This window comes from Labilibaculum euxinicum, from assembly GCF_963678175.1.
GTDB classification, from domain to species: Bacteria; Bacteroidota; Bacteroidia; order Bacteroidales; family Marinifilaceae; genus Labilibaculum; species Labilibaculum euxinus.
In genome coordinates, this window is sequence record NZ_OY782756.1 from 1,924,865 (window position 1) to 1,951,087 (window position 26,223).

At 36.6% G+C, this 26,223-nt stretch carries 15 protein-coding genes; 3 read left to right on the top strand and 12 right to left on the bottom strand.

What is annotated here, in order from left to right:
* Positions 1-8: 8 nt before the first annotated feature.
* The 12 genes from ACY0M5_RS08075 to ACY0M5_RS08130 all read right to left on the bottom strand — a co-directional run bounded on the left by ACY0M5_RS08075 (position 9) and on the right by ACY0M5_RS08130 (position 21,053).
* The gene (locus ACY0M5_RS08075) at positions 9-959 is read right to left on the bottom strand and encodes a FecR family protein (RefSeq protein ID WP_461631397.1); all 951 of its coding nucleotides are present in this window, start codon (positions 957-959) and stop codon (positions 9-11) included.
* Positions 960-1,102: 143 nt separating this feature from the next.
* Positions 1,103-1,651 carry an RNA polymerase sigma-70 factor gene (locus ACY0M5_RS08080; protein ID WP_461631398.1) on the bottom strand — a complete coding sequence of 183 codons (549 nt, stop codon included), beginning with the start codon at positions 1,649-1,651 and terminating at the stop codon, positions 1,103-1,105.
* Between the two features lie 142 nt (positions 1,652-1,793).
* Positions 1,794-2,087: a ribosome hibernation-promoting factor, HPF/YfiA family gene (gene hpf / locus ACY0M5_RS08085; protein ID WP_225441357.1), complete on the bottom strand. Its 294-nt coding sequence runs from the start codon at positions 2,085-2,087 to the stop codon at positions 1,794-1,796.
* Positions 2,088-2,442: 355 nt separating this feature from the next.
* The gene (bglX, locus tag ACY0M5_RS08090) at positions 2,443-4,716 is read right to left on the bottom strand and encodes a beta-glucosidase BglX (protein WP_461631399.1); all 2,274 of its coding nucleotides are present in this window, start codon (positions 4,714-4,716) and stop codon (positions 2,443-2,445) included.
* A 32-nt stretch (positions 4,717-4,748) separates the two neighbouring features.
* Positions 4,749-6,209 (bottom strand): glycoside hydrolase family 30 protein, encoded by a 1,461-nt coding sequence (locus ACY0M5_RS08095; RefSeq protein WP_461631400.1) that lies wholly within the window; start codon positions 6,207-6,209, stop codon positions 4,749-4,751.
* A 93-nt stretch (positions 6,210-6,302) separates the two neighbouring features.
* The gene (locus ACY0M5_RS08100; RefSeq protein ID WP_461631401.1) at positions 6,303-7,838 is read right to left on the bottom strand and encodes a RagB/SusD family nutrient uptake outer membrane protein; all 1,536 of its coding nucleotides are present in this window, start codon (positions 7,836-7,838) and stop codon (positions 6,303-6,305) included.
* Between the two features lie 103 nt (positions 7,839-7,941).
* Entirely contained in the window at positions 7,942-11,007 is a 3,066-nt protein-coding gene (locus tag ACY0M5_RS08105) for a SusC/RagA family TonB-linked outer membrane protein (RefSeq protein WP_461631402.1), read from the bottom strand.
* Between the two features lie 360 nt (positions 11,008-11,367).
* Complete coding sequence (locus tag ACY0M5_RS08110; RefSeq protein WP_461631403.1) at positions 11,368-13,101, bottom strand: glycoside hydrolase family 9 protein; 1,734 nt, start codon at positions 13,099-13,101, stop codon at positions 11,368-11,370.
* A 13-nt stretch (positions 13,102-13,114) separates the two neighbouring features.
* Positions 13,115-15,547: a GH36-type glycosyl hydrolase domain-containing protein gene (locus ACY0M5_RS08115; protein ID WP_461631404.1), complete on the bottom strand. Its 2,433-nt coding sequence runs from the start codon at positions 15,545-15,547 to the stop codon at positions 13,115-13,117.
* A gap of 63 nt (positions 15,548-15,610) precedes the next feature.
* A complete protein-coding gene (locus ACY0M5_RS08120; RefSeq protein ID WP_461631405.1) occupies positions 15,611-17,215 on the bottom strand; it encodes an MFS transporter in 1,605 nt (534 codons plus the stop codon).
* Positions 17,216-17,224: 9 nt separating this feature from the next.
* Positions 17,225-17,965: an NUDIX hydrolase gene (locus ACY0M5_RS08125; RefSeq protein ID WP_124992048.1), complete on the bottom strand. Its 741-nt coding sequence runs from the start codon at positions 17,963-17,965 to the stop codon at positions 17,225-17,227.
* A 691-nt stretch (positions 17,966-18,656) separates the two neighbouring features.
* Entirely contained in the window at positions 18,657-21,053 is a 2,397-nt protein-coding gene (locus ACY0M5_RS08130) for a response regulator (protein WP_461631406.1), read from the bottom strand.
* A 490-nt stretch (positions 21,054-21,543) separates the two neighbouring features.
* Here ACY0M5_RS08130 and ACY0M5_RS08135 point away from each other — a divergent pair, with 490 nt between their 5' ends.
* The 3 genes from ACY0M5_RS08135 (at position 21,544) to glpB (ending at position 26,222) form a co-directional block, all read left to right on the top strand.
* Positions 21,544-23,007: a hypothetical protein gene (locus ACY0M5_RS08135; RefSeq protein WP_124992046.1), complete on the top strand. Its 1,464-nt coding sequence runs from the start codon at positions 21,544-21,546 to the stop codon at positions 23,005-23,007.
* 335 nt (positions 23,008-23,342) lie between these two features.
* Positions 23,343-24,968, top strand: a complete 1,626-nt coding sequence (gene glpA / locus ACY0M5_RS08140; protein WP_461631407.1) for an anaerobic glycerol-3-phosphate dehydrogenase subunit A — start codon at positions 23,343-23,345, stop codon at positions 24,966-24,968.
* Between the two features lie 12 nt (positions 24,969-24,980).
* Positions 24,981-26,222: a glycerol-3-phosphate dehydrogenase subunit GlpB gene (gene glpB, locus ACY0M5_RS08145; RefSeq protein WP_461631408.1), complete on the top strand. Its 1,242-nt coding sequence runs from the start codon at positions 24,981-24,983 to the stop codon at positions 26,220-26,222.
* Position 26,223 lies beyond the last annotated feature (1 nt).

Genomic DNA, 26,223 nt, shown 5'->3' on the forward strand with positions numbered 1-26,223 from the left:
TTATTAATTTACTTTAGTAGGATTATATTTTCTTTTTGTTCGGATTCGAGATTAAGAGTGAAGCAAAGAGATTTTATTATGCTTTCCAGATTTTCATCCTCAAATACCGCAGAAAGCGAAAGTTGAGATTTTGGTATATTTTGGATCTGAATTGTGGTATTAAAAAGTTCGCTTAAATCTTTGCAAATAACTTCCAACCTCTCGTTATTATATTTTAATAGCTTTACAGTAAAATCAATTTCATTAGATTCAGAATCCTTTTTTAGAACCACTTTTTGATTGTTTACAAATTGCGCACAATCACCTTTCAGTAATCTGGTTTTATTTTTCGGATTTCCTTTTTCCATAAACTCCACAATTCCAGTCCGAACTTTTATCGTTGTTCTGTCAATTTCTTCTTTTATTCTAAAAGATGTGCCAACTACCATTGTTCGGGTTTGCCCAGATAAAATAATAAAAGGTTTTTCTTTGTTTTTGGCAACATTAAAAAAAGCTTCTCCCTTTAAAGTAATGAGTCTTTCATTCTTCGAAAAATGATTTGGATATTCAATTCTGGATCCTTCTGCAAGAATAATGGATGTACCATCAGGAAGTACCAAAGTTTTTTCAGTTTGTTCCATGTTCGAAACAATTAAGTTTGAATTTTCAGGAGCAATAAAAAGATATCCGAACAAACTGGTTGAAATAAAAGCAACTATAAGGGCAGCATACCGAAGTGTTCTTTTTAGATATTGTGATTTTATTTTTGATTTTTTTGCTAATAAATTTTGAAATCCTGCTTCAGAATCGAATTCGATTTTTGCAGTTATGGATTCTTTCGCATCCCAATATATCTTTAGTTCATTAAGATACTTCTGATTATCAGGATCTTTATTTAGCCATATTTCTAGCTTTTGTTTTGTTTTGTCGTCACATTTTTCATTTAAATAATCGGTTAATATTTCGGTGTTTACCTTCATGGTGCATGATATTATTGGCATTCGAAACAAAAAAATTGCAATTTTAGTTGTCAGAGTTTCTACAAAATGTAAGGTGTTTCTTTAAACTCTATTGGTAAGACAATGATTATGCATTTTACCCCTAGTTGAAAAGTGATTTTTTTTTATTTTTTTTCGAGAAAGAAAAAATAGATTAGAAAATCGGACTTGCTTAATTGAGTTCTCAACTTTTTAATTGCTGAATTCATATGATTTTCAATGGTCTTTTTCGAGATATTCAATTCAATTGATATTTCATTATAAGACATTTGAAAATTACGGCGAAGCAAGAAAATCTCTTTGCATTTTGGAGGGAGTGAATTGATCGCTTTTTCAACTTTTTTGTTTAAAGCTGTCAGGTCTTTTTCGCGGTTTAATTCATAAGGGGAATCAATAGGATCTTCAATTTCTTCAATTGGAATAATCGACTGCTTATAACTTTTTCTCATATGGTCAAAGCAGGAATTTTTAACAGCTTGGTATAGGTAAGACGATATGGAAGTGTTAATATCAGGAGACTTATCCCATATTTTCAGGAAAACATCTTGTACCAGATCTTCGCATAAATCATGGTCAGAAAGGAAGGAGTAGGCAAAATTGCACAATGGAGAATATAACTCTTTGAATGTTTTTTCAAAATCAAGATTCGTTTTTGTTTTAGAAAGCGCAAGCATAATATCTCCGTTTTAAAAATCAAAAATAGAAAAATAATTTTGTATTAAAGATTTTTTATGTTTTTGGGATGGGTTTTGACGACGGGATGAGTCTGGGGAAGGGGAAAAAGAAAACCCTCTGCGAATGCAGAGGGTTGATATTTTATTTGCTGGCTTTTACTTCTTTGTATTTTAATATTTGAGTTCGTAAAGCTTCTGAAACTAAGTCGGCAGCTTCTTCAAACGAGGTGCTTTTCTTTTTTGCAAAAAGCTCACTTCCCGGAACTTTAATTTTCACTTCAACTACTTTATTGTCTTTTGTACTTGATTTGTCAACATTAAGTATTATATCGTAACCAGTAATTGTACTTTCCAACTTTTCAAGTTTCTTAAATTTTTGGTTAATAAAAGCTTCTAATTTGCTATCTGCCTTAAAACCTACGGATTGCATTTTCATGTTCATCACAATTCCTCCTATATTTTAATATGCAACTTATTGCACAAGTTAATATTCTGTTAAATATAAACCGGTTCTTGTTATTCGCGCGTTAATGACTTTTAAAGCCATAAATGATTAATCTTTCTAGATTGAAAATACGCAAAAAAACTAAGGAAAAGAAATGAAAAAGATGAATTTAAATGTCTTTAACAATTTTAATTTCACAATAGCTTAAGGATAAGGTGTATAATTTTTATTGAAAATTTAACTTTTAAAATTCTATTGTTCCAATTTATCAAAAGGAGTTTGTTTTTTACAGAAAAAGGCGAAAAACAGGATTGTTTTCCGCCCTTTTAAAATCAACTAATATTAACTAATTTATAAGTGTAAAATTAACTTGCCTAACTTCTTGCGAATTTCCACCAACATAAATGTGATATTCTCCCGATTCTATCAGGAATTCTCCTTCCGGGGAATAATATCCCAGGTCTTCAGGTTTTAATGTGAATGATACCATTATATTTTCGTCTGGTTTTAACTTGATTTTTTTGAATTGTTTTAGTTCTTTAACCGGACGGGCATAGGTTGCTTTAGGATCCTGAATGTATAGCTGAACAACTTCTTCACCTTCATATTTTCCTGTATTGGCAAGCGAGATTTTAATCTCAATGGTTTCATCCTTTTTTATTTCACCGGAATTGATTGATGCTTCCCCGTAGGCAAATGTGGTGTAGCTTAAACCATAACCAAATGGATATAATGGTGTATTTGGTGCATCGGTATAGTGTGACCAAAATACATTATTCGTAGAAGTAGGTCTGCCTGTGTTCATGTGATTGTAGTAAATCGGACATTGGCCTACATTTCTTGGGAAAGACATGGTTAATTTACCTGATGGATTGTAATCTCCAAAAAGAACATCTGCAATTGCATTTCCTGCTTCGGAACCACCAAACCATGTTTCCAGAACAGCATCTGCATTTTCAGCTATTTCGGGAATGGCAAGAGGCCGGCCATTCATTAATACAACAACAATGTTCTTGTTTACTTTTTTTACAGCATTAAATAAGTCCTGTTGCAGTCCTTTTAAACGAATGTCTGTTTGACTCCTGCCTTCGCCGGATTGCCAGCAATCTTCTCCAAGAGCCATAATTACGACTTCTGAATTCTGTGCTGCTTTTATTGCATCCTGAAATCCTGATTTGTCATTTTGTTCATAAGAGAGCTCCTGAAGAAAATTTCTATCTCCAATCGTCAGATTACAGCCTTTACTGTAGTTTATTCTCGTTTTTGCAGACACGGCTGATTGAATTCCTTCCAGTAGGGATACTGCCGAGTTTTTAATAGCTTTTGCTCTCCAACTTCCCAGAGGGATATCCTTACTGTCGGCCAACGGGCCAATAAGGGCAATCGACTTTATTTGTTTCGATAAAGGAAGTAACTGAGCCTTATTTTTAAGAAGTACCATTGAGTGACGGGCTACGTTTCGGGAAGCATCCCTATTTTCTTTGCTGTAGATTTCTCTTTTTTCACGTTCAATATTAGAGTATTGATATGGATCATTGAACAAGCCTAGTTTGTACTTAATTTTTAAAATGCGTTTAACTGCATCATCAATCAACTTTTCATCTACTTTGCCTTCATCTACAAGTTCGTTAAGATATTTGCTGTAGGCATTGGACTCCATGTCCATATCCGAACCTGCTTTAATTGCAAGCAGGCCAGCCTCTTTTAGATTTTCGGCAGCTCCGTGATTTGATATTTCTTCAATGCTTCCCCAGTCGGAAACAACAAATCCTTTAAAATTCCATTTGTTTTTTAGTAAGTTGCGTTGAAGATATGGGTTTGCTGTAGAGGGCGTTCCATTTATAATATTGAATGAATTCATGAAAGTAGAAACACCGGCTTCAGCTACCGCTTTAAAGGGTGGTAAAACAATATTGTGAAGTGTATAGGATCCAATATCAACAGTATTGTAATCTCTTCCTGACTCGGAGAATCCATAACCGGCAAAGTGTTTTGCACAGGCAGCAATGGTATTGTTTGCCGATAAATCAGTTCCTTGAAATCCTTTAATACGAGCTACAGATAAAACACTTGCTAAATAAGGATCTTCTCCGCAACCTTCCATTACTCTTCCCCAACGTGCATCTCTACCCACATCCATCATGGGGGCAAAAGTCCATTGTAAACCGGCAGCAGAAGCTTCTTTCGCAGCAACTTGTGCTGATAGTTTAACGATTTCAGGATCCCAGGAAGAGGCTTCAGCTAAAGGAATTGGGAACATGGTTTGATAACCGTGAATTACATCGTATCCAAAAATCATAGGAATGCCTAAGCGGCTGTTTTCAACGGCTAATTTTTGGGCATTAAGAGTAGCATCTGCTCCTGTAACATTTAGCATGGCACCAACTTTACCGTTCTTTATTTGTTCCAGTTGATCCTGAGAGTTATTATTTTTTGGAGCAGGTCCTGTCATTTCCCATCGGCTTGTGTGTTGGTTTAATTGTCCTATTTTCTCAGAAAGAGTCATTTTACCAAGAAGGTCAGACACAAATTCATCTTCTTTAGATTGGGGGTTTTTCTCTTGATTACAGGATAAAAGCACAAGTAATAAGATGATGACCAGATTTACTTTTTTAATCATTATTGTAGTATTTTATATGGAATTTTATTTGATTAAAATATAATGGTTTGTATGGCTCTTGCCGGAATTTCAATTGATGTTGCAATATTGGTTCCAATATATAATTTGTAACTCATAGTTTTTTCAGTGCTGTTCATCACAATTGTTGCCATTTTACCATCTTCGTTTATAAATGACGTGCTTTGAAGAAAGCTGGAACTTGTAACAGTACTTACCCTTTTTGCTCCCGGGCGGATATATTTTGAGAAATGTCCCAAGTAGTAATACGATGGGGTGTAAATTAAGCTGTCTGTTCTAGTATCTGCATGAATAGGGGAGAAACATAAATTTCCAACATGATTTGGACCTCCGGTTTCATCCAATAGAATGTTCCAATCTGTCCAACCAACGGTTCCCCGATTAAAGTCATTAATTATTGAACGACCATATCGTTCTGCATTTGGCCAATACTGATATTTTGAAGAATCGAATGCTTCGTTACAACCTTCGGTAAAAAGTAGTTTTTTATCTGGATAGGCTTCTTGTATTTTCTGTACGTTGTCGAACATAGGTTCGCCACCTCTCCAGGTTTCATACCAATGAAAACCGGTTCCCCAGGCATACTTGGCTGCTTCAGGATCATCGAAAATGGTATTTGCCCTGTGTGTGATTAAATCTCTGTTGTGATCCCAAACTACAATATTTTTATCACCAAGTCCTTCTTGTTCTAATATTGGACCTAAATGGTTTTTTAGGAAATCTCTTTCTTCTTCTGCAGTGTAAATGCAAGATTCCCAGCGTTGAACCGCCATGGGTTCGTTTTGGATTGTTATTCCCCAAACAGGAATGCCTTCCTTTTCGTATGCATTAATGAATTTGGCGTAGTATCTGGCCCAGGTATCGTAATATTCAGGAAGCAATTTACCTCCCTGAAGCATGTTGTTATTGTCTTTCATGAATGCTGGCGGGCTCCATGGACTTGCATAAAATAGAATGGAACCTCCGGCTTTTGCAATTGCTTGTTTAATCATTGGCAAACGATATTGTCTGTCGTGATCAATTGAGAAGGTTTCTAAATTTTTGTCTCCTTCTTCGATATATGTGAAGCTGCCACTACTAAAATCGCAGCTGTGAATAGACGTACGAATTAAGGAATAAGCATTTCCTTTTTTGCCATAGTAGGCTGTAATCAGTTCTTTTTGTTTTTCTACTGAAAGTTTTGCAAATACTTCGGCAGATGCATCGGTAATGGCTCCACCTATTCCGATAAATGTTTGAAATGTATTGTTTGGATTAACAAAAACAGAATTTTCAGTTTCCTGAGCTTGTTTGGTTTTAATAAATTCTACTTGTCCTGTTTTAGTTAATCTAAGATCTGTATCCTTGGCAGTAGTAATTACAGTTGCCGTTTTTCCTTCAGCAATAAACCCTTTAGTAAAATTGGTTTTCTCGTTCTTGTTTGGTTGCGAGCATGCTGTTAAGGCAATTGCTATAATGGGGATAAATCTTTTCATAGTCTTTTTTTCTATGTTCTAATGAATTAGTAAAAGACTACCCTAAAAATAAGGGTAGTCTTCTCTATGATTCAAATTTGATATAATAATATATTAATATCCAGGGTTTTGATCTGTGTCGTCAATCGAATTATTTGCGATTATTTCACTTTGAGGTATAGGAAACAACTCGTGTTTGTTCGCTGTATATCCTAAACTACCCAATTCTTGAACTGCAAGATCCCAACGAACTAAATCCCAATATCTACTGCCTTCAAAAGCCAATTCCAATTGTCTTTCTTTAACAATTGCCTGAAAAATATCATCAGAAGCAGTAATGTCTGTTAAACCAGCACGATATCTAACTTTGTTTAATTCGATAAGAGCCTGAGGATCATTGGTTGAGAAATGATAGGCTTCGGCCGCCATAAGTAACACATCAGCATATCGCATTAAACGCCAGTTGATTGTGTAATTCAGCTCAGGAACACCATCAGTGCTGGTTTCAGAAGGTCTTGTAACATACTTTAAACGCATGTATCCTTCGTAGTCGTGTGCACTTGGGTTTTTGATAACACCACCGGTTGCTTGAAAATCAGCTGCTGATAATACGGTTGCATTTCCTCGTTCAGTATCTCCGGCATCAACAAATGCCTGACCAATTTTTGCTGACGGAGAGTTGAAACCCCAGCCATTAACAATATCAAGAGTAGAATTTGAAAAATCGAATACCGCATCTCTTGGACCTTGTAACTGGGCTTCGATGTTATTTTCGTTGCCCCCTCCCCAAGGGAAGTTGCCCCAATCGTAAGATTCTTGAGCAGTGTAGGATACTTCAAACAATGACTCCTGTCCGAATTCAGTTTCTTTTGTCCACACATCGGCAAAATCTGGTTCTAAATCGTATTCCAAACTGCTAATTACCAAAGCAAGTTGAGTTGCTGCATCACCATATTTCTTTTGGTAAAGAAGAGCTTTTCCATAGTAGGCTTGTGCAGTTCCTTTTGAAAAGCGATAACGATCTGCAGTGCTGTATTCACTCTTTAATGGAAGATCTGGAATTGCTTCGGTAAAATCTTTTTCTATTTGAGTATAAATATCAGCAACGGATGCTCTGGGCAAATGATAATCAACCTCGCTTACAGGATTTACCGTCATAAGAGGAACACTGCCAAACATGGTTACCAATTCGAAGTAGCAATAAGCTCTTAATGCTTTTGCTTCTGCAATCATCTCTTTTTTACCATCAGTATCTGGTTCTACCTGATTAATAATGGTATTGGTTGAACTAATGGTTTTGTAAAAGTTAGACCAGATTAATTTAATTTTATCATTATCTGTTTGAATGGCAAAGTCATCAATATTTTGGTAACCCGATTGGTCACCTTCCGAGGAACCTGCTAGACAGTCGTCTGCGGGTAGATTTTTTACAAAATAGACGCTAGCCCAACTACCGTTGGAGAAGTTGTTTTGTATTGCGTTGTATACTCCAACAATTGCCAGTTTAACTTCACTATCGGTATTTAAGAAATTGTCACTGGTTACACGACCTGTTGGATCTATCTCGAGAAATTTATCTTCGTTGCAGGAAGAACTGGAAATTGCAATGGCGATTCCCAAAATATATTTGAATATTTTTAAATATTTCATGTTTGTATGATTTATGTTACCCCGATAAAATGAACGGAATTAGACTTTTAGCCCAGACTGTTCGTTTTATTTAATCTCGGTACATTTTAAAACTAAATATTGATTAAAAATTAACAGATAAACCAAAAATCACTTTTCCAGAGATTGGATAGATTCCCCGGTCAACACCTTGTCTTGTAACTTCTGAACTACCAGCTTCAGGATCTAAACCTTCATAATCTGTGAAAGTGAAGAAATCATCCAAAGAAACAAACACACGGGCACGATCGATACCAGCTTTCTGAGTTGTCGATTTTGGAAGTGTATAACCCAATTGAATTTGTTTGATACGCATGTATGAACCATCAGATACCATTAAGTCACTACGATAAACATAGTCGCTTGTATTGTCAGCAGCCGGTCTGCTGGCATTGGTGTGAGTAGGAGTCCATCTGTTATCATACATGAACTTTGGTTTGTTAGAGAAAGGTCTGTCGGAACGGAACCAACCCATAAATACATCATTTCCTTCAGATCCCTGTATAAAAAGATTAAAGTCAAATCCTTTGTACTGAGCATTAAAAGTAGCACCATACAAAAAGTCTGCATGTGGATCGCCAATGTAAGTCTGATCGGCAGCAGAAATTTCACCATCCTTGTTTACATCAACTACAATAGGGGCTCCGGTAGTTTTATCGATACCATTGGTTTTGTATCCTTTGAAATACCAGATTGGGTACCCTTTTTCAAACCAGGTTAAATCATGACCTCTAAGATTATCCCCGACTATTGGAGATCCTGCTTGTTTGGTCACTTCGTTATCTTGTGTTGATAGATTTAAATTAACGCTGTACTTAAATTCATTATCGTTATTTCGATACCCTAATTCAAAATCGAATCCTTTATTGGTAACAGTTCCTGCATTTGCAAAAGGAAATTCGTTTCCGACAGATAATGGTCCTTGCTTAACAAAAATCAAATCTTTTGTTTTTTTATTGTAGTAATCCATTGAAAAGGAAAGTTTTCCATTCAAAGATCTCAAATCCAAACCAAGATCAAGTTGTTCTGTGGTCTCCCACTTTAAATTCGGGTTGGTTAATTTGTCGATTTCCGCACCGGGTTGGTAAACGTCATCAGTACCAGGGTATTGTATTCCTGAGAATACCCAGAATTCACGATCTTCATTTCCTGGAAGATTTGATCTGCTACCGTTTTGTCCCCAACTGCCTCTTAATTTCAAGTAATCAATACCTTTGATGTCAAAGAAATCTTCTTCAGACACAATCCATCCTACTGACGCTGCAGAGAAAACAGCAGATTTATCAGTCGTAGGAAAAGCATCAGCCGCATCACGGCGAAGTGATAATTCCATCATATATCTGTTGAGATAATTGTAGGATAAACGACCGAAATATGACGTCATTGTATGGTTTACGTATCCACCACCTGTTCTATCAAATTCATTAGATGTTGTATGTTCCTGATAGGCATACTGGTCACCTTCAGCAATTAGTGGTCCGGAGTGCATTGTGTAATTGGGTTCTTGGTTTTCTTCAGCAGAATAACCGGCTAAAAGAGTAAAGTCGTGATCACCTACTTTTTTATTGTACGTTGCGAAGTTCTCCCACAACCAGGTGTACCACTTGTTAATTTCGTCATCAACCGAAGTTGCTGAGTTTTGGCTTTCGCTTGAGAAATAATAAGTTGGAGCCCATGAATGTTGAGTTTGATAAGTTAAATCAAGTCCAATACGAGTAGTAAAAGACAATCCTTTTATAGGTTTAACTGTTGCATAGGCCATTCCCAAGACTTTATCCTGAGTAATGGTGTTGTGATAAGTTTGCAACATAGCAAGCGGATTAGCTGTTTCCCCAGTTACATATTGTGCCAGACCGAAATAACGCCCATTATTATTTTTTAGAATTGTATTACCACCATCTAATAAACTTTGAACGTTGGCAGGAGTGCCATCATATGTTACAGGAGTAAGAGGATCAATCAAAAGTGCATTGTTTACAACACTTCTGTATTCGTCATCTTCTCCAATATATTTTTGCTTGGAGTGAGAAAAGCTAAAGTTATTACCAACTTCTAACCATTCTTTAAGACTGCTTTTGGCATTAACACGAGCGGTGATACGTTCGTATTTTGCTTTGTCATCACCAACAATACCATTTTGTGAATAGTATGAACCAGAGACCATATAAGTCGATTTTTCGGTTCCGGCGGAGTAACTTAAGTGGTGTTTTTGCATAGGAGCAACTTCGAAAACTTCATCCAGCCAATCGGTATCGTTTCCATTTTGAGTAACGGTTCCTGCACCTGATTCCTGCATCCATTGTTGATACTCGCTGGAATTCATCAATTCCAGGTCACTTCTTGAACTTTGAAGACCATATTGAAAATCGTAAGAGATTTTAGCTTCACCTGCTTTACCCGACTTCGTTGTAATAATGATAACACCATTGGCACCTTCGGTACCGTAAATGGCAGCAGAAGCGGCATCTTTCAAAACATCAAAAGATTCAATATCACCCGGATCAATATTATTAATGTCTCCGGTTTTCATACCATCTACAATGAACAATGGATTTGAATTACCATTTGAGTTTACTCCGCGAATACGAATGTTTGTTCCTGCACCCGGAGAACCTGAATTTGATAAAACAGATACACCTGCAGTACGGCCTTGAATAGCCTGATCTGCTCTTGATGCCGGAGTATTCTGAAGCTCTTCGCCCTTAACACTGGAAATAGATCCTGTATTCAGAGCTTTCTTTTGAACACCGTAGCCAATAACTACAACTTCGTCTACACTTAGTGCATCTTCAGTCATAATAACATTAATTGTTGTTTGATCGCCTACCAAAATTTCCTGTGTTGTGTATCCAATGAAGCTGTATACAATAACGTTTTCGGGGTTGGCGGAAATAGAATAATTTCCATCAATATCGGAAACTGTTCCGATAGTTGTTGACTTTAAGGAAATATTAACACCAGGTATACCAAAACCGAAGGAGTCAGTTATTTTACCAATAATTTCCTTGTTAGTACTTTGACCAAACATGATGGATACATTGCAAAATACCATCAGTAGTAACATGGATGACTTCAAAAGCCATCTACGGTTGTTTAGCTTCCCTGTTTTAAGGCAATGTGTGGGAGCATTAAAATTCTCAGATTTTTTCATAAAATTAATTCATTAGCGTATTATGGTTACAATTTATTTCCCAAAAGGAGAGGACCAACACATCCTAATGGGTTTTTGATATAAACTTTTTTTTAATCTTTGTTTTTTATCATATGTGTATTTTTAGACTTTAAAATTTATGTGTAGTTACTGAAAATCAGATTTACATCGTTTTCGATATTCACAAAAAGAAAATACAAGTATTGTCTTTTATGAATAGTTGTTTTATTATTGTTTATCAGACAATTAGTGTTCTTCTAATTCCCTTTTTTTTCATAAATTTGCGCCGATTCATTAGCGTATTAATAAAATGAATTATTTGTCGGAAGGAGAGGACCAACTAATCTTTCCGGCATTTTTTTATTCTTCTTTACGACTTTTTCCATAAGCATCGATTCCTGAGGTTAAATAAACAAGCGGAGCATTCCAGTTAATGGCAATTTCATTAGTCGAATAACTACATTGCTCATCAGCATAGGATTTAGCAGGGTAAGTAGATCTGATAACATCAGAACCACAATCGTTGGGAACAATTAAATTGGGACCGCCAACCAAAAAGCCAGGCACAGGTTCTTGAACAGAATCGGCAGCAGAAGGTCGGTGGTGAATATTCATTGGGCTCAAAGAACCAAAACCTGTTACAAAGCAATAAGCAGTTGCATTTCGGCCAAGCAAATAGTCTAAACTCTCTCTTGCTGAGTTCAGGTATTTGGAATTCTTTGTTATCTGGTATGCAAGTAATTTCATCATTCCTTGATTCGCAAATTCTGAATTACTTCCCCATTCGTATTTCACAATGGCGATTCTATATGGTGAATTGTTTTCAATCTCAATTAGTTGATCGATGTTCTTTAAAAAAACATCTTTCAATTCGGTGTATTCACCCTTTATATCAGAAGTTAGTAATGAAATTATGCCTAAGGTATTTACATCCCGCCATCCCGGAGTTGTAATATTAATATCATCGTTTTTGTGATGTTTATTATACTTATTGTTGGCTGTTGCCACATATAATTCGGCAGATGCCCAGTACCATTCATCGTTTAAATCTGTATCATCATAAGCTCCGGTATTAATATCGGATGCCTGTTTGTATAAGATATTTGGATTTTTAACTGCCCATTTCCATGCTTTTTCTGATTGAATTAAACAAGAATCAGCCAAACCAGGTAAACTCGTATCAAAATCAGCAAAAAGGCGGGAAGCATAAGCCATTGTTGCAGCAAAATCTAGAGTTGCGGCTGTACTTTTTTGGACCAGATATCTTTTATTGGTAGCATCATGTGGCATTACAAAGCCTTCAAAGTTTTTGGTGGTTAGTTTGTGATAAACCCCACCATCAAAAGAATCCTGCATAGTCATCATCCACCTAAGGTTATACAATGCTTCGTCCAAAATATCAGGAATTTTGTTATTTGATTCCGGAATGTTCACGTTCAATTCACTGAAGTAAGTTGGGAATGATTTATATGCAAAAAGTAAAGTGTAGGTTGAAATACTGCTGTTAACGATGTATTTGTTGTAATCCCCGGCATCGTACCAGCCTTTTGGTGATGATACAATACTATTTTCAGAATGATTTTTATCTGCAGCAGAAGAGTGATAATATACAATTGTATCGGGGTGACCTTCCGGGCGAGCCCAAATCCCTCCATACATACTGTCAATTTTCATTCCTGAGCGATTCAGATAGAAAGACTTAAGCGAAGCTTTTGCAAGTTCCGCATAAGGTCTTTCTGTTATGATGATTTTATTTGAGATGATGCTGTCATTTACTATAATATAATACTCCCCCTTATCGGTTAATTCCGAAAAATCTATTGATTGGATCGTATCACCTGATAATGAACTATATTGTTTCGAACCAGCAGCTTTTTCAAGTATGGTTTTACCATTGCTGTTTTTAATTTGAAACAGATCGGCACTTGTTCTGATCATTGCTTTTTTAGGAGCATTATTTTCATATCCAACTTGATTGGTGAGTATGAGCTGTTCGTTTGCCGGAACAGGCTCATCCAATTTTTGGGTACAAGCGGATGCCGTAAACAGAACAGAAAGCAGGGATGCGTATATTTTATAGTTTTTGATCTTCATTTCTATGTATTTATTATCCTATTGTAACCGTTACTTTGTGAGCTCCTGATTTTAAAATTGGAATCATGTTACCGTTCACTGGTGCTCCATCAATTTCCATTGATTTTATTCCTTTGTTTTTCCCATCAGGATTCAAGATCTTAACTTCATAACTTACTCCACGAAATTGACGGGTTATGGTGTATTCTTTCCATTCTTTAGGAATACAAGGATCAATTCTTAATCCATCGTAATCTGGTTGAATACCTAAAATGTATTGAGAGATGGCATAGAAATTCCACGATGCAGTTCCAGTCAGCCAGCTGTTTTTTCCCTCGCCTGGTTTAAAAGCATCTTTTCCAGCTACCATTTGGCAGTATACGTAGGGTTCTACTTTGTGTAATTCACTGATTTCTTCTAAGTAAGATGGACAGATTTTGCGGAAATAATCCCAGGCCTGATCACCTCTTCCTAAAAGGGCTTCACCAATGATTATCCACGGATTGTTGTGGCAGAAAATACCTGCGTTTTCTTTGTATCCGGCAGGATAGGTGGAGATTTCACCATACTCAATTTTGTATTCGGTGAAGGCTGGATTATTTAAAACAATTCCATAAGGCGTATCCATACGTTCCTTAACACTGTCAAGAGCCTTTTCCATCAAACCTTCCTCACGGCCAATTTCGGCCATAGTGCACCAACCTTGAGATTCAATGAAAATCTTGCCTTCTTCGTTTTCTTCTGATCCCACTTTTTTGCCGTAGTAATCATATGCTCTCAAGAACCATTCGCCATCCCATGCATGATCCTTAATTGTTTGAGTCATTGCCTCAACATGCTTAGTGGCTTTATTGGCTTCTTCGGTGTTGCCGATTCGTTCGCAAAGCTTAATGAATTCTTTTCCATACACTACGAATAATCCTGCGATCATAACCGATTCAGCAGTTCTTCCTTTTTTATTTCCTGTTGTTTGGAACGATTCGTTTGGATTTGTTGAGAAGCAGTTCAGGTTCAAACAATCATTCCAATCGGCACGACCGATTAAAGGCAGTTGATGAGGGCCTAAATTATTGACAACGTGATTGAACGATACTTTTAAGTGATGAAATAAGGACTGCGCCTTCGACTCATCATTATCAAAAGGAACCATTTCATCCAGAATACTGAAATCACCTGTTTCTTTGATGTAACATGTTACTGATAAGATCAACCATAAAGGATCATCATTAAAATCCCCTCCCAGGGCATGATTTCCCATTTTTGTTAATGGTTGGTATTGGTGATAACATCCGCCGTCTTCAAATTGGGTGGCAGCAATGTCTAAAATTCGTTGTCTTGCCTCTGCAGGTATCTGATGAACGAAACCAATAATATCCTGATTGGAATCACGGAATCCCATGCCTCGGCCAATTCCACTTTCGAAGAAACTTGCGCTTCTTGACATGTTAAAGGTAACCATGCATTGGTATTGATTCCAGATGCTAACCATTCTGTTTAGCTCTGTCTCTTTACTTTTTAAATTGAATTTGTCAAGAAGTTTGGACCAGTAGTTTTTTAAATCAGCGAAAGCAGAATTTACTTTCTCAGTTGTATCGAACTGAGCCATCATCGCTTGGGCTTTCGTCTTATTGATAACTCCTTTAGATGCCCATTTGTCTTCGTCCTTGTTCTCTACGTATCCTAAAATGAAAACAAATTCCTTTTCTTCACCTGGTTGTAATTCTACTTCGATATAATGCGATGCAACTGGCGACCATCCGTGAGCAATGCTGTTGCTGGCTTTGCCATTTTCAATTGCCTGTGGCTTATCGAATCCGTTGTGCATTCCAATAAAGCTTTCTCGATCGGTATCGAAACCATTAATTTCGGAATTTACCGAAAAGAAAGCGTAATGATTTCTACGTTCCTTGTATTCTGTTTTGTGATAAAGAGCAGATCCTTCTACTTCTACTTCACCTGTTGACAGGTTGCGTTGAAAGTTGGTCATGTCATCTTCAGCATTCCACAAACACCATTCAGCAAATGAGAATAGTTTTACTTTTTTTACTTTGTCTGATTCGTTTTTCAGTTTCAAAAGGTGCACTTCTCCCATATAGTCGAGTGGGATGAAGCAAAGTAAATTTGAAGAAAGTCCATTTTTACTACTTAAAAAACGGGTATAACTAAGGCCATGACGGCATTCATATTTATCCAGTTCTGTTTGAGTTGGTTTAAAGCCGGGGTTCCATGTGCACTCCTCATCTTTTATATAGTAATAACGTCCGCCCATGTCTACAGGAACGTTATTGTAACGATATCTGGTTAATCTTCTAAATTTCGCGTCTTTATAAAAAGTATATCCTCCCGCTGTGTTTGATATTAACCCAAAAAAATCTTTATTCCCAAGGTAATTAATCCATGGAAATGGAGTTTTTGGTGAGGTAATAACATACTCCTTGTTGGCATCATCAAAGAAACCGTACTTCATAATACTAATATTAAATTGTTTACTCTTTTAGGTGTTGTTGGCACCTAATTATACTTATATATTCTAATTTTTTTCTCTTGTTCTTCTGTCTGTAAGTTCGAGAGTTATTTCATTCATTTTCGTTTGATTCAATGGATATATTGTCATGAAAATTGCACCTAAAATGGCAATGATCGCGGGTACCCAACTCATCAACATTGTAATTCCTGGAATTGCTCCCTGAATGGCAGAATAATCTTGTCCGTTGTAATGAAAAGCAGCCAAAATAAAACCGATTATTGCACCTGCTATACCACCACCAAATTTGGTGGCAAATGAACCTGCCGAATAGATTAGGCCAGTTGCTCTTCTGCCATTTTTGAATTCAGAATAATCAGCAGCATCGCCAAGCATAGCAAAAAATAGGGTTGGAAATATTGCTGCAGAAAACTCTGATACAATACCCAAAATAAAGATTGCAATGATGTCGCCCGGGCCGCAAAATATGATTGATGCATTCACTACTCCTGAGAAAATTAATGCGTAGATGAACAGCTTTTTCTTTCCTAATTTCTTGCTTAAGGGTGCAGTAATCATTGCGCCGGCAATAGAAGCAAACATTAATGCAACCATAAAAGATGCAGCTAAAATCTGATTGTGTAAATAATGAGTAAAGTAAATTACTACGATTCCCTGCTTAATTGAATTGTAGATGCTGAACAACAATCCGATTGTTAATAAGACTAACCAAGGTTTGTTACGGATCAAATCTCTTAAATCTCTCCAAAGATCGCTTTGCTGCTCTTTGGGGGGTTGAACTCTTTCTTTCGTAGTCCAGAAAGTGATAAACATGAAAAGGACTAAAAAGGCAGACATCACATAAATGGAATAACTATATCCACTTTTTTGGTCGATAATAACAATTTTTTCACTGCTTAGATTTTGTTCGCCTGAAACAATGAACGAATAAGTTTTGTTGGCTTCCATTGAGAAACTCTTTCCTGTAGTAGGAGAATTAGTCGGATTGTTATTGTTTTCCCAAATAAAGTTTGCAATGCCATCTTTTGTTTTAATGTTTACATTTTCTACATCAGAAGGAGCAGAGACAGTTACCTGAAATCTATCGGAAGCCAACTCGTTTACACTAATCGTTGGATTGATATTTCCAAAATGTGCAACCAAATAGAGTAAAGCTCCTTGTACGAGCATTCCGCCGGCAAAAGCACCCACCATTCTGTACGATCCAATACTTGTTCTCTCTTTGTCGTCACCTGTCATTACCGCCATTAATGCACCGTAAGGAATATTGTTGGCGGTATAAACTAATGTGAAAATAATATAAGTTGTATAGGCATATATTATTTTGCCTGTAGGACCTAGATTTGGAGCAGTGAAAAGAAGAGAAAGAATTACGCCTAATGGTATTGCTGTAAACAATATCCAAGGTCGAAACTTACCATACTTCGTATTTGTTCTATCGCCGGCAATTCCCATTAGAACATCGCTAATGCCATCTGAAAGACGGGCAATTAACATTAGTAAACCTACAGCAGCTGGATTTATCCCAAAAACATCAGTGTAGAATATGAATAGAAAAGTTGCTACACCTCTCCAGGCTATATTGGCAGCGCCATCGCCAAGAGCGTAACCAAGTTTTTCTTTAAAAGATATTTTAGTTGAATCTGACATTTTTATTTTTTAGACTGTGAAATCAAATAATTCCTTTTTTGTTTTTTCATAAACCTCTCTGCTGAATACATAGAGGCGTGCTGGTTTATGAGCAACTCCTGTTTGTTTTTCATCCGTAGGAATCAAATATTTCATGCGGGCAATTTTTTTTCTGAAATTTCTCTTGTCCAACTCAGTGCTTAATATCACCTCGTATATGTTTTGTAGCTGTGTCAGACTAAATTTTTCAGGAAGCAATTCAAAACCGATAGGTTCTTGCTTAATTTTATTTCGTAATGCAATTAAAGCTTCCTCCAGAATTTGATTGTGATCGAATGCCAGTTCTCCAACTTCTGATACAGGAACCCATTTCACATTTCTGCCTTTCCACTCTAAAGTAATATTCTGTGTTGCCAGAAGGGCAAAATATCCAATTGATACAATTCTTTTATCAGGGTCTCTGCCATCGTGAATTAACCATCTTCTGTCATTCTCTTTTTTTAATCTGTCGGGATGCGCAAATGTTTTGAATTGATCAAGGAATACATTTTTTAAACCTGTTAAGTCAAATAAAACACGATAAGCTGCCTGCTCAATGGTTTCATCTTCATAGATGTGATTTCCTGTTAATGTTAAATCAGTAAATTCGGGCTGTCCTGTAGAATTATTAGTAAGTGTTCTATCTACAAGTAGAACTTGAAGTTCTTGTCCATTGTATCCGAATATTACGCAATCTACAGATATGTAATCGTTAAGTGGTCTGCCTGGCATCTTTATAGTTGGGGTTTATATCTTATTTTTTTAATTAAGTGTTAAAACAACACTAACTATATTTGATGCTAATGTAAATCCTTTTTTAGAAAAATCAAAAAATGATTTATGTCTTTTTCGAAATCGTATGCGGAGTAGGTTGTATAAAGTAAACTAAGTTGGGCTGTTTTTCGGGATTTCAGGATGTTGATTCTCTTTTATTAGAAAATGTTATTTGTAATAATTATAAATAAAATTAATCTGAAATTGAGGAAGAAGGAAATGACTTGGAAAATTATGCATAGTTAATAACTGTGCATTAGGATGAAGTTGAGGAGGTGTGGGGGTATAGATTAAAGGAGATTTTAGATGTGTCTTTAGTTTGTCATATAAAAGCAGCAAAGGCTGTTCATTTGAAGAGCCTTTGCTGAAGTGTGTTATCTTTTTTTTGAAATTCTATTGAGAATTTCTTCATATTCTTTGAATCGATGTTCGCGAACAGGCCGTATTTTTGGTTCTGTTGAAAAATAAAGTAACAAACAAGGAGTAATGTTTTTGTATTTCTCAACGTATTCGTAACGTATCAATTCATTGTTATTAATCCGTTGTTTAATCTTGTTATGATAGGGATACATTATTTCAAATTTAAATCCACCGGCAAAAAATGAGAAACCGATGAATAGTAATAGTAAAAATAAAATTTATTTTTTCATTATTGGACTGTAGTTAGCTGGTTATTTTTGTTGAAACATTTATTGATTGCATCCAACAGTGTGTTTTTTCCTACCGGTTTTGAAAGATAGAGATCGCAGCCGGTGGATAATATCTTTTCCCGATCACCAGACATTGCATATGCTGTTTGTGCAATAATTGGAAGTTCCGGTTTTATATTTTTTATTTGTTTTGTCGCTTCATATCCATTCATTACAGGCATATTGATATCCATTAACAGTAAATCAACTTTTTCTATCGTTTTGCAATAATTGACTGCCTCCCTGCCATTTTTAGCACGAATGCATTGGGCACCTTCTCTACTAAGTATTTCTACCAAATATGAATAACTTGAAGTGTCATCTTCGGCAATAAGAATCGTTTTTCCTTTCAGACTAAGTTTTTGCTGACAAACTCCATTGGTATGGATTTGTTTTGCATCGTCTACATCAACGGGAATCGTAAAAAAGAAGGAAGCACCTTTTCCTATTTCAGATTCAACCCATATTTCACCACCTAATAAATTAATTAATCGTTTGCATATGGTTAACCCTAAGCCGGTTCCACCATATATTCTGGTTTTAGATTCATCAACCTGTCTAAATACTTCGAAAATTAGTTCCTGCTTATCAGGAGGAATACCAATTCCTGAATCAGTAACATAAAATTTCAGCATTGGAATTTGATTCTGGAAAGATTCAAGGCAGCCAAATTCAACGCTTCCCCATTGTGTAAATTTTAATGCATTTTTTAACAGGTTAAGTAAAACCTGTTTGATTCTATTTTGATCTGAATTTAAAATCGGATTTATGTTTCCAAAGTCAACATACATTTTCAGTTCTATTTCTTCTTTCCCCAAAATTAATTGCTCATTTTTAATGATGAACTGCACTTCGTCTAACATGGATTGTATTGAAAATGGTTCATTCTCAATTCTGATATCGCCTGTTTCTATTAAAGAGATATCAAAAAGATCTTCAATAAGAGCTAATAAATTATTACCACTCTTGTTTATTATGTCATTAAAACTGAGAATATCTTCCATGTTTGAGTTTTCATTAATAAGTTCTGAAAACCCTATTACAGCATTCAGTGGAGTTCTCAATTCATGCGACATACTTGCTAAAAAAGTCGATTTTATCCGGTCACTTTTTTCAGCATCTTCCTTGGCTGTAATTAAAGCTTCGGTAAGGTTTTTTCTTTGTGTAATGTCTTCTATCATGGCTAAATGGCATGAGTCTCCTTTGACCTGCACATCGACTTTCGCGACGGTTAAAGTGATCCATACGCAATCCCCGTTAGGCCGTGTCAGCCTTTTTTCCAATGTAAAATCGGTAATTTCTCCTGTATTTAACAATTTCATTTGATCCAAGTCTTGCTGTATATCATCAGGATGCGTTATCGATTGCCAATTGATTTTTTTTAAATGCTCTTTGGAGCATCCCGTTATTTCGCAATATTTGAAATTCATTTGAAGAAATTGGCCGTCAGCAGAATTGATCAGGGCAATGCCTAAAGGAGCTCCTTCAAAAATCTTTTGAAATTTTTCTTCGCTTTCTTTTCGTAAATGTTCGGCGTTTTTTTGTTTGGTAATATCTGTAATAAAACCTTCCAGAGATATCAAATGATCGCCGTCAAATACACCGCGGCCACGCTCCCAAATCCAGTGAATTTCACCATTTTTATTTCGAATGGGATATTCGCCTGCAAATACACTTTTTCGTCCTAATGCTTCCTGCCATTTATCCCATAAAAGGTCACGGTACTCAGGTAGAATAATTTGATTGAAATTAATTTTCTTTTGGTCTATGAAATCTTTAGGTGTGTATCCTGTTATATCCTTGCATCCCTCACTGATATACTCTATTTTCCAATCTCTGTTGTTTGCACATCGATATACAAAACCAGGAAGATTATTGAGTAAGGTTTCCATTTTACGGTTGCCTTCTTCCAGTTCGGTTATTTTAATTTCAATGTCCGCGCTTAGCTCCTTGTTTTCCTTTCTCAATTTATCCTCCGCATCTTTAATACGAAGCATAGCATTCAATTGAGCAATTAATTCTTCTTCCTCAATTGGTTTGGAAAGGAATGCATCTGCTCCTGTTTCTAATCCTTTAATCCTGCTTTTTTTATCGTCGCGCATGGCTGTAATCAGAATTATGGGAATGTGTTTGGTTTTTGCTTCTTGTTTTAATTTTTCAGAGGTTTCAAACCCATTCATTCCTGGCATAATAATGTCTAAAAGAATGGTGTCGGGTTGTTCTTTTATTGCTGTTTCGATTCCTTCTGAACCCGATTGGCAAGTTATAATTGTACAGTTAGGATAGTAGCTTTTAAGTATTGCTCTATAAACTACCAAATTATCGTTATTATCGTCAATTGCTAGAATTTTTCTCATAGAATTAAATAAAGAAGTTTTCAATTTTTGATAGAATTTTCAAATGCCCAACCGGCTTTGTTACATAGGCGTCGCAACCTGCTTGCAGTATTGCTTCTTTGTCTTCGATCATTGCTATCGCAGTCAATGCAATAACTGAAATGTGTTGTATTTTTATATCAGACTTACATTTATCTTACTGTTTCAATAATGTCTATTTTAGGAAAAACAGATACTTTCCCCGAGTATAGAAAAAATCTTTGCGTAAAATAAAGATTTCGGAAATGCTACTAAAAATATTTAATTTAACGCAAATAATCAATATAAATAGATTCTATCTTGTTAAATAAAATATTAATATGTGATGAATAAAAAATAGAGACGGTAAGTGTAGGTGATTTTAGAATAGACCCTTTAAAATTGGATATTTATCTTGAGAAAGATAAGTAGGAAATAAGTACCTTTGACTTTATTCATTACATTATTCTATAAAGACAAAATAAAAGCGCGTATGATAAATGAAACTGTAAAAGTTCATGATAAATTTTCTGTAGAGATTAAATTGGGCTATGAGCCTCGTAAAGATCGAAAGGTGAGTGAGTTTTCTATAAAAACCTGGCTTTTTATACCCAGTGGTTTGGATATTAATTCGTCAACCTATACAAAAGAGGACTTTTACAATGATTTTAATTCGAACATTCGTCTGATTACACCTACCTATCTATTAAGGGATATTGCTTTAGGTGATCATTCCGTTTTCCAGTATCTGGAGGAAGCCTTTCATAAACTGGCTAATGAATCTAATTCTAAAAATGAGGCCAATTATGAGTACCATATTCGAATGTTTCATATTATTACCAGATCGGCGCTTCGCAGGGAAATTCAGCATATTCTTCAAAACGAATTGCCTGAAGATCGACAGTACCTTATTGATGAATACATTTCGAATGTTCGGAAAATTGGACGACATTACCGCGATTTGCGTAGAATTGTGAATGTGCCGACAATTCAAAAGGAAATGTTCGATTACTATTTGTTCGGTGATGAGTTTATGAGCAATCAGTTTGAGCAGCATTCTTACTATTTGCACCGGGGATTACAAAAAATGCACCATTCCGATTTTGAGCTGAGCAAAGATGAGATTTTACGCTTGGTTAGGGAAGAAGTAGCCTACAAAAGAAGTAAGGGATACTTGGTAGTTGAAGACAAGGCACATGATAAGAATCGTTGGCTGGTGCACCGAAGAGGTGCCTTCAATAAATATTTTGAAGGTCAGTTGCTGCTCAACTCCCGTAAGAAAAAGGAGGGGGTTTTGGCCATGCAGATATTATACAGTTTAGCTGCTGGTTTGGCTATGATTTTTGGAGCCGCACTTACCTTTCTTTTTCAGAAAAGCTTAGGAACTTTTACCATGCCTTTGTTTGTGGCTCTGGTGATTATTTATATGCTTAAAGATAGAATTAAGGACCTTAGCCGGCTTTATTTGGTGGGGAAGATTAACAAACGCTTTTTCGATCATAAAACCGTTATTCGTGTAAAAGGAGATGAGGAAATTGGTTGGTGCAAGGAGAGTTTTGACTTTGTACGTGAAGATACTGTTCCTTTGCGGGTGATGAAACACCGCGACCGGTCTAGAATTGTTGATGTAGAAAGTCGTGGAGTTGGAGAGAAAATTATTTTCTATCGCAAACTGCTTCGTCTGGATAGGGTGGCACTGGATAATTCCTATGGAGATTACAACATTACAGGAGTGGTCGATATCATTCGATTTAATGTGTCGAAGTTTATTCAGAAAATGGATAATCCTGAAATACCGCTTTACTATTTAAAAGACGATGATTTTGAAAAAATATCCGGAGAGAAGGTATACTTCGTTAATATGATATTCCGCTTTAAACTCGACAATCAAACAAGTTACCGCCGTTACCGGATTATTTTTAACCGGCGAGGAATAAAAAAAGTAGAGAAAGTATAAGAAGCTATAAATCGCGAAGAGGCTTTATCAGATCTGATAAAGCCTCTTTTTTTTGAATATCCTCAAATTATTTTTAGTTGGAGATCGTTTTTTTTAGCGCTTGTTTTGGTAGTGTTATTAAGTATTTAGGATCAGAACTTTATAATACAGAATACATCTATATAGTAAGTACTTTGCAATACTAGGTAATTTATTTATATTTGCCATGTGGAAATCAGTAATTGTTGTTTGACTGAAATAAAAACAGAAAGAGTCTTATAAAAGGTTAGGAATAACAGCTTTTATTGAGATGTATACAATGAGTATAGGAAGATGTTAAAAATATAGAATTCATCATGAACAAGAATATATCCAAAGAGTACGATGTAATAATTATTGGAGGAGGAGCTACCGGTGCAGGAACAGCACGAGATTGTGCGATGCGCGGGCTAAGTGTTTTGCTTGTTGAACGTCATGATTTTGCTACCGGGGCTACCGGACGGAATCATGGTTTGCTGCATAGTGGTGCACGATATGCTGTGACCGATCATGAATCAGCGGCAGAATGTATTAAGGAGAATATGATTCTGCGTCGTATTGCGAACCATTGCGTGGAAGAAAATGATGGATTGTTTATTACTCTGCCGGAAGATGACATCTCTTTTCAGTCTCAGTTTGTGGATGCTTGTAAAAGTGCCGGTATCGGGACTGAAATTTTAGATCCTGATTTCGCCCGACGTATTGAGCCTTCGGTCAATCCTGATTTGATTGGTGCCGTAAAAGTTCCGGATGGATCTGTGGATCCTTTCCGCCTGACAATGTCGAATGCCTTGGATGCCAGAATTCATGGAGCGGTTCTTTTAACACAACATGAGGTAACTGGTGTTGTTAAAGAGCAGAATCGGGTGACTGGTGTTGAGTTGTTCAATCATGAAAGAAAAGAAAAAGTAAAATATTACGCTAAGATAATAGTGAATGCCGGGGGAATTTGGGGGCACCATATTGCTGATTTGGCTGGTGTCAATATCAATATGTTTCCAGCAAAAGGTTCTCTGCTTATTTTTGGTCACCGTGTTAATAAAATGGTATTGAACAGATGCAGAAAGCCGGCTAATGCTGATATTCTGGTGCCGGGAGATACTATTTGTCTGATTGGAACTACTTCGGAACGTATTCCTTATGACCAAATTGATAATATGTTTGTATCCAGAAAAGATGTGGATGTTCTGATCCGCGAGGGAGTGAAACTTTCTCCGGCATTGGCAGCTACTCGTATTTTACGTGCTTATGCTGGTGTACGCCCTTTGGTTGCAGCAGACAATGATCCAAGCGGACGAAGCATCAGTCGTGGAATTGTACTACTTGATCATCAGGAGCGGGACGGGCTTTCAGGTTTTATCACGATTACTGGCGGCAAGCTGATGACCTACCGTTTGATGGCTGAAGAAGCTACTGATTTAATCTGTAAAAAACTTTCTGTTGACAAGCAGTGCGAAACAGCCGAAAAATCATTGCCAGGAGCCGAAAAGAGTGAGCATCCGCTAAGTATTGCTACCGAAAAAGTTTACACAGGGGCTAATATCTCCCAAAAGTCGGCGAAGGATCGTCATGGTACACTTGCGAAGAATATTTCAAATGGAGACGACTACGAAGATTCATTGGTTTGTGAGTGCGAGGGAGTGTCGATTGCCGAAGTGAAATATGCGATTAATGAATTGCATGTTAATAATTTGATCGATTTACGTCGCCGTACCCGTGTAGGTATGGGCACATGTCAGGGAGAATTGTGTGCCTGCCGTGCGGCCGCTCTCCTTTGCGAATCTTCCGAAAAATCAGGCAAGGCAAAAGATGATTTGGCTAATTTTCTTCAGGAACGATGGAAAGGAATGCTCCCAATTACCTGGGGAGAGGGAATCAATGAGATTCAGTTTACTTCCTGGATTTACGAAGGCATATATGGTTTGAAACCGGATAACAATTAAGCAGGGATTACTATGAAATTCGATAACATTATTATAGGAGGTGGGTTGAGTGGACTCACCTGTGGAATTAAACTGGCAGAACAAGGAAAAAAATGTGCAATAGTTTCATCGGGACAGAGTGCAATCCATTTTTTTTCCGGTTCGTTCGATTTGCTGGGAAAGATAGATGGACAAGATGTGAAAAATCCGCTGGAAGCGATAAAAATATTGCCCGATACGCATCCTTACCAACGTGTTGGGATTGAAAATATATCCCGGTTGGTTGTTGAAGCTCCCCGGTTGTTGGATCGTGCCGGCTTAAATTTTTTTGGCAAGGCAGACGAGAATCATTTTGTGTTAACCCCAATGGGAATTATGAAACCGACGTGGTTGACTATTGATGATTTCACCCGTTTCGAACAAAATGATGCATTTCCCTGGAAAAAAGCAGTCATCCTAAATTTTAGTGGATTCCTCGATTTCCACACTTTATTTGTACAGGACGGACTGAAGAAATACAACGTGAATACGCAAATTAAAAACTTTGCCATGAAGGAATTTGAAGCAATCCGCCGCAATCCGAGTGAAATGAGATCTACAAATATTGCGAAGGTATTTGATAGTGGAGATGCTCTTGACGAATTTGCTAAAAAGGTAAATCAGCTTAGTGAAGGTTTTGAAGTAGTACTTTTACCGGCAGTATTCGGGTTGTTTACTAAAAATGTTGCTTTAAATCTTAAAGCAAAAGTAAATAAACCAGTGGTACTGCTTCCGGCCATACCACCATCAGTCCCTGGTATCCGAAGTCAGATATTGCTTCGTAAACGATTCGAAGAATTAGGAGGGACTTATTTCTTGGGTGATATTGTAGAACAAGGCACTTTCAAAAACAACCGACTGGTTGCTGTTCAAACCAATAATCATGGAGATATTAAACTGGAAGCTGATCAATTTGTTTTAGCCAGCGGAAGCTTCTACAGTAAAGGTATTGTGGCGACGCGTGAGAAGTTATACGAGCCTATTTTGGGGCTTGATATTGATGGAGATACCGATAGTGAAAAATGGCTCGATGAGAAGTTCTTTAACGATCAGCCGTATATGCATTATGGGGTTAAAACCGACAGTGGCTTTCATGCATTAAAAAACGGGAAACCAATTGAGAATTTATTTGCGGCAGGTTCTGTGCTTGGAGGGGCTAATGCCCTTAAAGAAGGCAGTGGGGCAGGCATCAGTTTACTGACTTCGCTGCATGTGGCTGAGCAAATTTTAAAATAAC